We start from the raw sequence: 12139 nt of genomic DNA, 5'->3' as shown, positions 1-12139 counted from the left end.
AGTCTCCCACTGTTGCGGCTGCGCAGGCATAGCCGGGAAACTGGGGCGACATTGGCCAGCGGCTCTATGGCGGATCAGATCGGTGCGGAGCGCGGACGGCCGCCGGAGCAATGGGGCTCATCGCTGGGGTTCGTGCTGGCCGCGGCGGGGAGTGCCGTGGGGCTCGGCAATTTATGGGGCTTCGCTTACCGGGCTTCCCAGGGGGGCGGGGCGGCTTTTGTGCTGCTTTACGTGTTGATCGTGGCGGTGGTGTGTCTGCCGGTGCTGGTGGCGGAGATGGTGCTGGGGCGTAGCACCGGCCATGCGCCCCTGGTGGCGCCGATGACTGCAGGTGGACGCCGCTGGGCCCCCTTGGGTTGGCTCTACATCGCTGCCTCCGTGGGGATCCTCAGCTACTACGCGGTGCTGATGGGCTGGACCGGCCGCAGCCTGCTGCATGCCCTCACGTCCCCGCTGCCGGCGGACATCGCCGCCGCTGAGTCGTTCTTTGCCGGCATCAGCAGCGGTGGTGATGCGGTGCTGGGCCATCTGCTGAGCCTGGCGCTCACGGGCTTGGTGGTGGCGGCCGGCATTCGTTCGGGCATTGAGCGCCTGTCGCGATGGGGCATGCCGCTGTTGTTTGTGGTGCTGCTGGCGCTGCTGCTCTGGGCTGCCGCGCTCCCCGCCGCCCACGAGGGCTATGCCGGCTTCTTGTTGCGGTGGGATGCCAGCAAACTCACCGATCTCACCACGATCCGCAACGCCTTCACCCAGGCCTTCTTTTCGATCGGGGCCGGTATCGGCTGCATCCTGGCCTACGCCGCTTATCTCGATCGCCGCAGCGGGATCCCCGGTGAAGCCGTGGCAGTGGTGGGGATGGACACGGCTGTAGGGCTGATGGCTGGCTGCGTCACCTTCCCGATCGTGGCCAGCTTCGGGCTTGCTGATGTGGTGAGCAGCAGCACCGTGGGGACCCTGTTCATTGCGCTGCCTACGGGCCTGGGGTCTCTCGGGCTGGCCGGGCGTGTGGTGGCCGCGGCCTTCTTCGCCTTGGCCTATGTGGCGGCGATCACGTCCTCGGTGTCGCTGCTGGAGGTTCCGGTGAGTTCGCTGATGGATCGGCTGGGCTGGAGTCGCCCGCGGGCCGTGTGGCTGATGGTGGCGGTGATCGCCGTGATCGGACTGCCCTCGGCTTTGGACGTGGCCGTGCTGGAAAAGATGGATGCCGTGTTTGGCGGCGTGTGTCTGATCGCCGGTGGCCTGCTGATGGCTCTGTTGATGGGATGGCGTGCTCCGGAGCGATTTAGCTCCGATCTGCGCGGCTCCGGCACATCACCTCGCTTGCTGCGGCTGCTGCTCTGGGGGCTGCGCTGGGTGTCGGTGCCGGTGATCAGCCTGGGGCTCATCGTGTCGGTGGTGGATCTGGCAAAGAGCTGGTCGGGCGGCGCTTAACTGGCCGCAGCAGACAGGCCCATTCCATGGCGCTCGGACCGCAGTGGTTGCAGCGTTTCAATTTCATCGAGCGCGCCAGGCTCGAGCGCGAGCTCTGGGATGCCTTTGAGCGGGGTGAGCCGATCGAGCAGCTCGTGGAGCAGTGCCAGCCTGGTTTCCGCAAGGAGGTGTGGAGCACCACCGCTGTGCGCATCCGCAAGATCGAGTCGATGATGCGCGATCAGCAGCGCCCGGGCGGCTGAGGGCTTACTCGATCGCGGTGGCCTGACGGATGGCCGTGGGTGGCCCGTTGCGATTGCTCCCCGGTGCCCAGTGCTGAAGCTCCAGGCGGGAGCCTGCGGCCAGGCTCATCGCTGTGCGCCAGCCACTGATCCAGTCGATCACCACCGTGGCGCCGTTCAGACGCCAAACCCCACCGGCGTTGGCATCGATGTCGTTGAAGGCCAGACCGTTGGAGAGCAGTGTGGCTGTGTAGGGCTTCAGATCGGCCTGGGCCGGCGGGAAGCGGTACACACCCACCGCATCAGCAGCGGCGCCGCTCAGCTTCACGGCGGTGCCGAAGTTGGTGGGGATGCTGTCGCGCGTCTGGCCTGGTTTCCAGGAGGCATGGCTCAGGCCGCTGGGCCCCACATAGATCCAGTCGCTCCAGCCATTGGTGTAGTCGATGCGGATGCCGTTGCCCCAGGGTTGCCAGCGGCCCAGTTCGCGCAACTGGGCCTTGCCGAGGCGTTCGGCTCCCGCCATCGGCACACCGGCGGTGCCGATCGTGCTCACGGCCCGGCCACCGGCGTTCACGCGCACGTTGAAGAGGTTGTTTTGGCTATCGGTGAGCGCCCACACGCCCAGGTAGGTGGTGCTGGCGGGCGCGCTCGTGGTGCTGTGCTGGCTCGGCCGCGCTTGTGCTGCTGCTGGTGGACAGGCAGCGATTGCGCCCGTGAGGCCGATCAGGCTGCTGATCAACAGCGGTGCAACGGAGCGGTGCATCGGGAGCGGGTGCAGGCTGCCCCCATCCTGTGCGGGTTTCAGCTGCGCAGCCACTCGGTGATCCCGCCGGGTTTGTCGATCAATTCGATGCCTTGCGCCTTGAGCGCCTCGCGGATGCCATCGGCGGCGGGGAAATCCTTGGCGGCCTTGGCGGCCTTGCGGGCTTCGATCTGCGCTTCGATCTCCGCGTCGCTCAGGCCTCCTGCCGTTGCGTCCTGCTCGTGCTGCAGACCCAGCACTCCGGCCAGCTCCTGCAGCAGGGAGGCCTGGCTGGCCAGCTCAGCTGTTGTGGCTTCGGCGCGGGCTGCGTCGTCGCCCCGTTCGATCCGGTTGGCGAGGGCCCGCAGCGGCTTGGCCAGCTCGAACAGCACTGCCAGGGCGGCGGAGGTGTTGAGGTCGTCGTCCATGGTGGCGGCGAAGCGCTCGCGGGAAGCGGCGAGGGCAGGGGGCAGCTCGGTGGACGCGGTAGCGGTCTCGCCCGCCAGGCCCAGTGCGGCGTTGAGGCCCTTCCAGCCGGTGGCCGCGGCCTCGAGCGCTTCGGCGGTGAAGTCGAGCGGTTTGCGGTAGTGGGCCTGGAGGGTGAACAGGCGCAGGGTCATCGGCGAGACGCCTGAATCCAGCAGGGCGCGGATGGTGGTGAAGTTGCCGAGCGATTTGCTCATCTTCTGGCCGCCCACGTTCACCATGCCGTTGTGCAGCCAGTAGTGGGCCAGCTCCTTACCGGTGGCCGCTTCCGATTGGGCGATCTCGTTCTCGTGGTGGGGAAACACCAGATCAGCCCCGCCCAGATGAATGTCGATCGTGTCGCCCAGCTCCTCGCGCACCATCGCTGAGCACTCGATGTGCCAGCCCGGCCGGCCGGCGCCCCAAGGGGAGGGGAAGCTGGCCTCGCCTGGCTTGGTGCCTTTCCAGAGCGCGAAATCAAAGGGGTGCAGTTTGCGGGCCTCTTCTTCGGAGGCCACACGGCCGGCGGCGTTGTCTTGCTGTTGCTCCAGATCGCGGCCGCTGAGCTTGCCGTAGCCGGCGTGTTTCATCACGGCGAAATACACGTCGCCATCGGCGGAGTAGGCGGCGCCTTTGGCCTCCAGCTCACTGATCAGGGCTCGGATCGCATCAAGGCTGCGGGTGGCCCGCGGCATGCGGTCGGCCGGCAGGATGTTGAGCCGCGCCATGTCCGCCACGAACGCGTCGATGTTGCGCTCGCTCACCGCCTCCATCGAGCTGCCTTCTTCGGCGGCGCGGTTGAGGATCTTGTCGTCGATGTCGGTGTAGTTCTGCACGAACGTCACCGCATAGCCGCTCCAGATCAGGTAGCGGCGCAGCACGTCCCAAGCGATGTAGCTGCGGGCATGGCCCAGGTGGCAGAGGTCGTAGACCGTGACACCACAGCAATAGATGCTCACCTTGCCGGGTTCGATCGGCTGGAACTCCTCAACGCGGCGCGTGAGGGTGTTGGTGAGCTTGAGGGTCATCGAGTTGTCGCTTACTTGGCTTCCATCCAGTTGGGGCCGACGCCCGTTTCCACCAGCAGGGGAACGGACAGCTCAACCGCGCGCTCCATGGTTTCACGCGTGAGGGTGCGCACGGCTTCGATGGCCTCCGGGGCGGCCTCGAGCACCAGTTCGTCGTGCACCTGCAGCAACAGCCGTGCGGGCAGGCCGCTGGCTGCGAGCTGGTGGTGCAGCTGCACCATCGCCAGCTTGATGATGTCGGCGCTGGAGCCCTGAATCGGGGCGTTGGCGGCCGCGCGCAGCTGCTGCGCTTCCATCCCGCCGCGGCGGGCGATGTCTAGATCGATCTCGAGTGGGTCTTTGCCCAGATGTCGGCCCAGGCCGCTCGGGTCAAACGCAAACGGGCGGCGCCGCCCCAGGATCGTTTCCACGTAGCCGCGGCTCAGGGCCAGGCGCTCCTGCAGCTCCAGAAAGGCGAACACCTTCGGGTAGCGCTGCTTGTATCTGCTGAGGAAGTCTTTCGCTTGGGCCTGGCTGACGCCTGTTTCGCGGGCGAAGCGCTGGGCGCCCATCCCGTAGATCACGCCGAAGTTGATCGTTTTGCCCAGGCGACGCTCATCGGCACTCACCTCGTCTTTCTCCAGCAGCAGCCGGGCGGTGAGGGCGTGCACGTCGTCGCCCTGTTGGTAGGCCTGCACCAATACCTCTTCGCCGGAGAGGTGGGCCAGGATGCGCAGCTCGATCTGGGAGTAGTCGGCGCTGATCAGCTGCCAGCCGGCTTCGGGTAGGAAGGCCTTGCGGATCCGGCGCGAGAACTCGGTGCGGATGGGGATGTTCTGCAGGTTGGGGTTGCTGCTCGAGAGACGCCCCGTGGCTGTCACGGCCTGATTGAAATCGGTGTGGACCCGGCCGGTCTCGGGTTCCATCAGCGCCGGCAGCGCATCCACATAGGTGCTCTTCAGCTTGCTGAGGGTGCGGTGCTCGAGCACCAGCGGCACCACCGGGTGGGCGTCTTCCAGTTTTTCGAGCACGGCGGCATCGGTGCTCCAGCCGGTTTTGGTTTTGCGGGATTTCTTGCGATCGAGGCCGAGGGTGTCGAACAACAGCTCGCCCAGCTGTTTGGGGGAGGCGAGGTTGAACTCGGTGCCTGCGGCGGCCTTGGCTTCGGCCTCCAGGCGCTGCAGGGTTTGCCCCAGTTCGCTGCTCAGTTCCGCCAGGTAAGCGGTGTCGATGCGGATGCCGGTGGCTTCCATGAGCGCCAGCACCGGCTCGAGTGGCAGCTCCACCTGATCGAGCAGTTGCGGCAGCTGCGGCCCGAGCTCCTCCAGCTGCGCGCGCAATAGCGGTGCAAGCCGCCGGGTGACGTGCACATCCATGCCGCAATAGAGGGCGGCCTGCTCGATCGGCACCGCTGAGAAATCGGCGCCCTTGGGCACCAGTTCGCTGAAGCTGGTGGGCAGGAAGCCGAAGTTGCGCTGGGCCAGCAGCTCGAGGCCGTGCTTGGCGTTGGCATCGCGCAGGTAATCGGCCAGCAGCGTGTCCATCACCACGCCCTCCAGGGGCAGGCCATGGCGCAGCAGGATCAGCCGGTCGTATTTGGCGTTCTGCAGCGACTTGGGGTGCTGGCCACTGCCGAGCCAGGGCGCCAGAGCGGTGAGCACTTGATCCAGCGGCAGTTGCGCGGGCGGCGGAGTGAGCAGATCGGGCGTCTCGCCGCTGCTGCCCACACGGTGACCGATGGGGATGTAGGCGAGGTCAGCTGGCCCTTCTCCCCAAGCAACCCCCACCCCCACCAGCTCGGCGCGGAAGGGGTTGAGGCTGGTGGTTTCCGTGTCGAGCGCCACGGGGGCGCCGGCGTCGGTGCAGGCCATCAGGCGCTGCATCAAGGCGGCCAGCGCTTCCGGGCTGGTGATCAGCTCGGGTTGCAGCTCGGGTGGCGCAGCATCCAGCGACGACGGTTGGGCTGATGCGCGGGCTGATGCGGAGCTTGCTGCGCTTGCAGCCGCTGTGCCCGCAGCACTCTCCGGGTCTGGATATCCAGGGATATCCGCCTTTGGAGAGCGTCCCGAGGCCTCTTGCCCCCCGCTCTCTGTCTCCACCAGGGATGCGGGCGGTTCCGACGAGAACACCTGCGCAAACTGATTCACCTGCCGGCGCAGGCTGAACAGCTCCAGCTCCTCAAGGCTCTCGGCCAGAGCCTCCGCATTCACGGCCCCCAGCGGCAGGCGTGGGTCTTGAGGGAGCGGAATATCCACCAGGATTTCCGCGAGCATGCGCGAGCGGTAGGCGCTGTCGCGGTCGGCCTCGAGCTTGCCCAGCAGGGCTCCTTTCAGCACGCCTTTGGGGTCTTTGGCTTTCGGGCCGGCGGCCTGCAGGTCGGCCAGGGCGGCGTAGATGCCATCGAGATCGGTGTGGGCCTGCAGCAGGTTGATGGCGGTTTTGGGGCCCACGCCCTTCACGCCGGGGATGTTGTCGCTGCTGTCGCCAGTGAGGGCCTTCAGGTCCACCACCTCTTCCGGGGTCACGCCCAGTTTGGTGATCACGCCCTCGCGCCGGATCTCCATGGGGCCGCTGCTTTTGGCATAGGGGCCACCGCCCATGTAGAGCACGGCGATGTCGCGCTGATCGTCCACGAGCTGGAAGAGATCGCGATCGCCCGAAAGGATGCGCACCCGCCAGCCGTCATTGGCGGCACGGTTGGCCAGGGTGCCGAGCACGTCGTCGGCCTCGTAGCCGGGGGCCATGCAGAGCGGAATATCCAGCGCTTGCTGGAGGATCTGCTGCAGGTTTCCCAGATCCTGGAAGAAGTGCTCGGGGGCCTCATCGCGGTGGGCCTTGTAGGCCTCATCCGCTTCATGGCGGAAGGTGGGTTCAGCGGTGTCGAAGGCGATTACCACCCCCTGCGGGGCCAGGCCCTTGCAGTTGTCGAGCAGGGCCTTGAGGAAGCCGTAGGTCACCGAGGTGGGCACCCCTTCCTTGGTGCTCAGGCCGCCTTCCCCCCCTTTGCTGAAGGCGTAGAAGCTGCGGAAGGCCAGTGAGTGGCCATCCACCAGCAGCAGCAGGGGTTTGGTGCTGGTGGAGTTGGCCGCCGCCACACTGAGTCGCCCGAATCGGCTCAGCCTGCCAGATGCAGGCTGGAGGAGAACACGTGCCAGCGCTGTGGCTGCAATCGCTTCCCAGCTGATCACGGCTGATGCCCAGTTCAGCCCCTGCGGCCTCTACCGCTGGACGCTCCATCGCGCATGGGATCCGGCTCGGCCGCGGCTGCTGTTCATCGGCTTGAACCCCTCGCGGGCGGATGCGGAGCGCGACGATCCCACTCTCCGCCGGCTCACTGGTTTTGCCCAGGCCTGGGGCTTCGGGTGCCTCGAGGTGGTGAATCTGTTTGGTCGCTGTTCGGCCAGCCCCGCCGTGCTGCGCCGCTGCAGCGATCCGATTGGCCCTGAGAACGATCATTGGCTCAGGCAGGGCCTGGCGCGGCTTCAGCCCCAGGCCGGCGATGTCCTCTGGCTGGGTTGGGGCAATGGTGGCGTCTGGAGGCAGCGGGATCAGCAGGTGCTGGCGCTCCTGGCGACGAAGCTCCCGGCAGATCTGACGCTGTGGGCGATCGGGCTCACCGCCAGCGGGCAGCCCCGGCACCCGCTTTATGCCCCAGCCGCTGCACAACCCTTGCTGCTGCAGCATCCTGGGGCTGTGCTTCGGCTCGCTTCCCGCTGATGGCCCGGACCCCCAGTCGCTACGCCATTCATCTGTTGCTGAACGGTGGGCACAACCAGGTGGTGCACTTCCCCAGCCTCGATGCTTTTCAGCAGTGGTACGGCACCGTGCTGAATGCCGGTCCCGCCGACGCCTTCATCAACGTGCCGATCACCGAGCTGCCCGGGGAGTATCTGGTGGTGCGGCCCAGCGCCGTGCAGGGCATCAGGGTGGAGCCCGTCTACGGCGCTCTGGATGACGACGAATTCTGAGATGATTTGGGGGGCCTCCTTCTTCTCCGGCTCCCTGGCCCAGTTGATCGCCCGTTTCAGCGGCCTCCCCTCGGTGGTGCTGCTTCTGGCTCTGGGACTGCTGGTGGGGCATGCCGGCTTTGATCTGGTGCAGCCGGAGGCGCTGGGGCAGGGGTTGGAACCTCTGGTTGGTCTGCTGGTGAGCCTGGTGCTGTTCGATGGCGGCCTGAAGCTTCGCTTGGCGGGGCGGGAACTGCAGCGCACCGTGATTCAGCTGGTGCTCGTGCGCGGTGGCCTTGGCCTGGTGGGCGGTGCGGCCCTTGCCCATGCGCTTGCCGGTTTGAGCTGGCCGCTGGCCTGGGTGTTCGGGGCCATCGCTCTCGCCACGGGCCCCACCGTGATTTCGCCGATGGTGCGCCAGATGCGGCTGCTGCCCAGCCTGGCCCATGTGCTCGAGGCGGAGGGGTTGATCCTGGAGCCGGTGGCGGCGGTGTTGGCGCTGCTGCTTCTGCAGCTGGCCCTCGGGGATCTGCCCGATTGGCAGGAGGTGGCGGGATTGCTGTTGCTGCGCCTCGGCGGTGGAGCCCTGTTGGGGGCCCTGGCGGGCGGACTGCTGGTGCTGCTGCTCGAGCGCCTGCCGGAAGATGCCGATGCGTTGCGGCTGCAGCTCTCCCTGGGGGTGCTGTTTTTGCTGGTCGCTGGCAGCCAGTTCTTGCTGCCGGAGGCGGGCTTCCCGGCCGCGGTGATCGCAGGTGTGGTGGTGGGTTTGCGGCTGGATCAACAGGCCAGCCAGCTCGATGACTTGATCTTTCAGCTGGCGCAGCTGGCGATCACCGTGTTGTTTCCGCTCCTGGCGGCCGATCTTTCATGGAGTGAGCTGAGCCCATTGGGGTGGGGTGGGGTGGGGTGTGTGCTTGCGCTGATGGTGTTTCGCTTTGGGGTGCTTCAGGTGGCCGGGCTGGGCATTCCGTCGCTGATCTGGCGCGACAAGCTGCTGCTCAGCTGGGTGGCACCGCGCGGCATCGTGACGGCGGCGGTAGCCAGCCTCTTTGCGTTGAAGCTCGATGCCGCTGGCATTAGCGGCGGCGGTGCGCTGAAGGGCATCGTGTTTCTCACGATCCTGATCACCGTGACCCTTCAGGGCTTCACGGCGCCATGGCTGGCGGAGCGACTGGGCCTGGTGGCCTCAGAGGCTGCGCTCAATCCGGCCGCGGGCCTCGCCGCTGGGCTGGAGCAGCAACCAGGTGGTGAGCAGATCGGGGCCCTGCAGGCTGCCGAGTAGGGCGGCGCGCAGGGTTTTCATCAACACCCCTTTCTTTACGCCCGCAGCGGCCACGGCTTCACCCAGCAAGGTTTGGGCCGCATCAGCGGTGAGCGCACCCTCCGGCAGCCGCTCCAGAAGGGCCTGCAGTGCCGGGCGAGCGCCATCGCTTTCCAGCTGCTTCACAGCGGCTTCATTCAGCTCGGGCCTCTCAAAGAAGGGGCGAGCCTGCTCGATGCCGTCTTGAAGCGTCACCAGCGACGGGCCGATAAGCGCTGAAAGCTCCTGCAGCCAGCTCGGCTCGACGCTGTCGGCGGCCCAGCCCTGGGCGCTCCAAAGGGGCATCAGCTCAGCCAACAATTGCTCAGGGCCCTGTTCGTGCAGCACCTGGCTGTTGAGCCAGTTGAGCTTGTCCCAATCGAAGCGGGCACCAGCTTTGTTGACCCGATCGAAATCAAACACGGCTGCGGCCTGCTCCAGAGTGAAGCGCTCGCCCATCCTCTCCGGTGGCGACCAGCCCAGCAGCGTCATGTAGTTGGCCAGGGCCTCGGCTGTGTAGCCCTGGGCGCGGAAGTCGCTCACCGAGGTGACGCCATCGCGCTTGGAGAGCTTTTTGCCTTCTTTGTTGAGGATCAGGGGCGTGTGGGCAAACACCGGTGCCGGAGCGCCGAGGGCTTCGTACAACAGCAGCTGCTTGGCGGTGTTCGCGATGTGGTCTTCGCCGCGGATCACATGGGTGATCGCCATGGCGGCGTCATCCACCACCACCACCAGGTTGTACAGCGGGTCGCCGATCTGATCGGCGGGGGCCCGCCGGGCGATCACCATGTCGCCGCCGAGGTCGGCACCGGCCCAGCGCATTTCACCGCGCACCAGATCGGTCCAGGTGATCACGGCGTCGTCGTCGATGCGGAAGCGGATCGTGGCTTCACGCCCTTCCGAGATGTAGGCCTGCTCCTGCTCGGGGCTGAGGTTGCGGTGGCGGTTGTCGTAGCGGGGGGCGCGGTTTTCAGCGGCCTGCCGCTCGCGCATTTCAGTGAGCTCGGCCTCGCTGGCGTAGCAGCGGTAGGCACGGCCGCGATCGAGCAACTGTTGGATGGCGGCGCGGTGCTCAGCGATGCGCTCGCTCTGCACCACCGGTTCACCGTCCCAGTTGAGCCCCAGCCACTGCAGCCCTTCCAGGATGTTGGCGGTGTATTCGGGTTTGCTGCGCTCCTTGTCGGTGTCTTCAATGCGGAGCAGGAACTGACCGCCCTGGCGACGCGCGAACAGCCAGTTGAAAACTGCCGTGCGAGCCGTGCCGATGTGGAGAGTGCCGGTGGGGCTGGGGGCGAGACGCACACGCACCGCCGCTCCAGTTGCCACCACTGGCCTTGTCCTCTGAGTGAGATGGAACGGGACTGACGGGGCTCGAACCCGCAACTTCCGCCGTGACAGGGCGGTGCTCTAACCGATTGAACTACAGTCCCTCGAGTGCTCTAAGAGCGCTCCCAGACTGGGCTTTTAGGCCTCGTCTGCGTCGCGTCGGCGACCTCAAAAGTATCCGTTGTCGACCTGCCCTCCGTCAACTGGGCTGGCGGTGTTTGAACGCTCGATCCCACGTTGGAGATCGATTGATCTTCAACGTGGCACGCCCAACGGTCGGTGATCGGCCGCGGCGCGGACTGCTCGCCGCACCCCCCTGCCAATCGCCTTGAACTGAATCACAAAAAAAGCCCACCAGGTGGCGGGCTTGAAGGTGCGCAAGGCTAGTCGCCCTCAGGGCCGGAAGCCAGCGGGCTCAATGAGACGAACTTGATTGCCGCGTGCCGTGAATTCACGACCTTGATCGCTTTGAACGACCACGCGACCACCCGATTTCACACGGATCACCCGGGCACGAACCCAGCCCAAAGCGGCGGATTCGAGAACCTTGACGACATCACCGGGCTGTAGATCCAACTCCATGTCCGGAACGTAGAAACTGCAGGGAGGGAACACCGAACGCGCCGTGGAGGACTTGAACCCCCGACATCAGGTTTTGGAGACCTGCGTTCTACCAACTGAACTAACGGCGCAGGGCCGATGTTCCCTCTGCCGGATGATCCAGGTAGCAACCCAATCATCCGGCGGGCCGATCAACAATGGATGGCCGTGAGCTGAAGGCGGATGCCGATCAGCGATCGAAGCGCTGCTTGACGCGGGTGGCTTTGCCCACTCGGTCGCGCAGATAGAAGAGCTTCGCTCGACGCACCTTACCCCGGCGCTCCACCTTGATGGAAGCCACCTGAGGGCTGTGAATCAGAAAAACACGCTCAACACCCACACCCTGGAAGATGCGGCGCACGGTGATGGTCTCGTTCAGGCCACCGTGGCGCTTGGCGATGACCACACCCTCGTAGGGCTGGATGCGCTCTTTGTTGCCCTCGGTGATGCGCACGCCCACGCGCACGGTGTCACCCACGTAGATGTCAGGGTGATCTTTGGCCTGCTTGGCGATCTGCTCTTCTTCGAAGGCGCGGATCAGTTGGCTGGCGCTCAGCTTGCCAACGCTCACCTTGGCGGCAGGCTTCTCAGCTACAGCAACGCTGCTCTCAGCAGCGGCAGTGGCCTCGGTGCTGGTGGTGTCGCTGGTGGTCTTTTTGATGTCGTCAGTCATGTCCTTGGGTTCCGCTGCCATCCAGCTCCGAAAAACGCCTGGCCAAACAACCAGTGTACTGGCTCAGGGTGCAGGGGGTCTTGCGGGCTGCTTGGGCCGCCAGCGCTGGATCAGCATCCAGCCACCGGTGCCCAGCATCCAGAGCAGGCCCAAGCCATTGAGCAGCACATAAATGGGTTCGGCCCAATGGCCCAGCCATTCACCCTCGTGCACCACCATCAGCCAATGCACCTGATTGCGGCCGAGGCCCGCCCAGTCTTTGAGCAGCCGGTAGCTCATGCCGCTGAGCACGGTGATCAGCAGTGGCGCCAGCACCACAGGAGCCAGAGCCGCTTGCCAGCGGCGCAGTTGAACCAGCGGCGGGCTCATGGCGGGGGGGATCTGCCGAGCTGAGGTTTCAGGTTCTAACTTGCAGTGATGGGGTCTG

12 protein-coding genes and 2 tRNA genes are annotated in these 12139 nt (G+C 66.0%); 5 read left to right on the top strand and 9 right to left on the bottom strand.

The window, feature by feature from the left end:
* The first annotated feature begins 66 nt into the window (after positions 1–66).
* Positions 67–1431, top strand: a complete 1365-nt coding sequence (locus tag H9532_RS03720; protein ID WP_296365907.1) for a sodium-dependent transporter — start codon at positions 67–69, stop codon at positions 1429–1431.
* A gap of 26 nt (positions 1432–1457) precedes the next feature.
* Positions 1458–1673, top strand: a complete 216-nt coding sequence (locus H9532_RS03715; RefSeq protein ID WP_296365906.1) for a hypothetical protein — start codon at positions 1458–1460, stop codon at positions 1671–1673.
* Between the two features lie 4 nt (positions 1674–1677).
* On the opposite strand, the gene H9532_RS03710 is transcribed toward H9532_RS03715, so the two are convergent.
* Genes H9532_RS03710 through polA form a run of 3 tightly spaced genes read right to left on the bottom strand, consistent with a single transcriptional unit; the run spans position 1678 to position 6961 of the window.
* Positions 1678–2415, bottom strand: a complete 738-nt coding sequence (locus H9532_RS03710) for a hypothetical protein (protein ID WP_296365905.1) — start codon at positions 2413–2415, stop codon at positions 1678–1680.
* Positions 2416–2453: 38 nt separating this feature from the next.
* Positions 2454–3887 (bottom strand): cysteine--tRNA ligase, encoded by a 1434-nt coding sequence (cysS, locus tag H9532_RS03705; protein ID WP_296365904.1) that lies wholly within the window; start codon positions 3885–3887, stop codon positions 2454–2456.
* Positions 3888–3898: 11 nt separating this feature from the next.
* Positions 3899–6961: a DNA polymerase I gene (gene polA / locus H9532_RS03700; RefSeq protein WP_296365903.1), complete on the bottom strand. Its 3063-nt coding sequence runs from the start codon at positions 6959–6961 to the stop codon at positions 3899–3901.
* A 64-nt stretch (positions 6962–7025) separates the two neighbouring features.
* Between polA and H9532_RS03695 the strand changes: the two genes are divergently transcribed.
* Genes H9532_RS03695 through H9532_RS03685 form a run of 3 tightly spaced genes read left to right on the top strand, consistent with a single transcriptional unit; the run spans position 7026 to position 9095 of the window.
* Positions 7026–7583, top strand: coding sequence for a DUF1643 domain-containing protein (locus H9532_RS03695; RefSeq protein ID WP_296365902.1), 558 nt, complete (start codon positions 7026–7028; stop codon positions 7581–7583).
* Positions 7583–7834 carry a hypothetical protein gene (locus H9532_RS03690; protein ID WP_296365901.1) on the top strand — a complete coding sequence of 84 codons (252 nt, stop codon included), beginning with the start codon at positions 7583–7585 and terminating at the stop codon, positions 7832–7834. The genes H9532_RS03695 and H9532_RS03690 overlap by 1 nt, the downstream gene beginning before the upstream one ends.
* On the top strand, positions 7818–9095 hold the full coding sequence (locus H9532_RS03685; protein ID WP_296365900.1) for a cation:proton antiporter: 1278 nt from the start codon (positions 7818–7820) through the stop codon (positions 9093–9095). The genes H9532_RS03690 and H9532_RS03685 overlap by 17 nt, the downstream gene beginning before the upstream one ends.
* Here H9532_RS03685 and gltX read toward each other — a convergent pair.
* The 6 genes from gltX to H9532_RS03655 all read right to left on the bottom strand — a co-directional run bounded on the left by gltX (position 9000) and on the right by H9532_RS03655 (position 12081).
* Positions 9000–10421 (bottom strand): glutamate--tRNA ligase, encoded by a 1422-nt coding sequence (gene gltX / locus H9532_RS03680; protein ID WP_296365899.1) that lies wholly within the window; start codon positions 10419–10421, stop codon positions 9000–9002. The genes H9532_RS03685 and gltX overlap by 96 nt on opposite strands.
* A gap of 48 nt (positions 10422–10469) precedes the next feature.
* Positions 10470–10543, bottom strand: a tRNA-Asp gene (locus H9532_RS03675).
* 289 nt (positions 10544–10832) lie between these two features.
* Positions 10833–11021 (bottom strand): hyperconserved protein Hcp, encoded by a 189-nt coding sequence (locus tag H9532_RS03670; protein ID WP_006043540.1) that lies wholly within the window; start codon positions 11019–11021, stop codon positions 10833–10835.
* A gap of 37 nt (positions 11022–11058) precedes the next feature.
* Positions 11059–11131: transfer RNA gene (locus H9532_RS03665), tRNA-Trp, on the bottom strand.
* 98 nt (positions 11132–11229) lie between these two features.
* Positions 11230–11712: a 50S ribosomal protein L19 gene (gene rplS, locus H9532_RS03660; RefSeq protein WP_296365925.1), complete on the bottom strand. Its 483-nt coding sequence runs from the start codon at positions 11710–11712 to the stop codon at positions 11230–11232.
* Between the two features lie 63 nt (positions 11713–11775).
* A complete protein-coding gene (locus H9532_RS03655) occupies positions 11776–12081 on the bottom strand; it encodes a peptidase (protein WP_296365898.1) in 306 nt (101 codons plus the stop codon).
* Positions 12082–12139: the final 58 nt, after the last annotated feature.

Origin of the sequence: Vulcanococcus sp. Clear-D1 (genome assembly GCF_014654725.1) — a bacterium.
GTDB lineage: Bacteria > Cyanobacteriota > Cyanobacteriia > PCC-6307 > Cyanobiaceae > Vulcanococcus.
This window is presented reverse-complemented; position numbering and strand designations above follow the sequence as displayed.

Excerpts from the sequence above, each read along its gene's own strand:
- H9532_RS03685 (WP_296365900.1), top strand. The coding sequence starts at position 7,818 with ATGACGACGAATTCTGAGATGATTTGGGGGGCCTCCTTCTTCTCCGGC.
- H9532_RS03720 (WP_296365907.1), top strand. The coding sequence starts at position 67 with ATGGCGGATCAGATCGGTGCGGAGCGCGGACGGCCGCCGGAGCAATGG.
- H9532_RS03670 (WP_006043540.1), bottom strand. The coding sequence starts at position 11,021 with ATGGAGTTGGATCTACAGCCCGGTGATGTCGTCAAGGTTCTCGAATCC.
- H9532_RS03690 (WP_296365901.1), top strand. The coding sequence starts at position 7,583 with ATGGCCCGGACCCCCAGTCGCTACGCCATTCATCTGTTGCTGAACGGT.
- H9532_RS03715 (WP_296365906.1), top strand. The coding sequence starts at position 1,458 with ATGGCGCTCGGACCGCAGTGGTTGCAGCGTTTCAATTTCATCGAGCGC.
- rplS (WP_296365925.1), bottom strand. The coding sequence starts at position 11,712 with ATGACTGACGACATCAAAAAGACCACCAGCGACACCACCAGCACCGAG.
- H9532_RS03710 (WP_296365905.1), bottom strand. The coding sequence starts at position 2,415 with ATGCACCGCTCCGTTGCACCGCTGTTGATCAGCAGCCTGATCGGCCTC.
- H9532_RS03655 (WP_296365898.1), bottom strand. The coding sequence starts at position 12,081 with ATGAGCCCGCCGCTGGTTCAACTGCGCCGCTGGCAAGCGGCTCTGGCT.
- cysS (WP_296365904.1), bottom strand. The coding sequence starts at position 3,887 with ATGACCCTCAAGCTCACCAACACCCTCACGCGCCGCGTTGAGGAGTTC.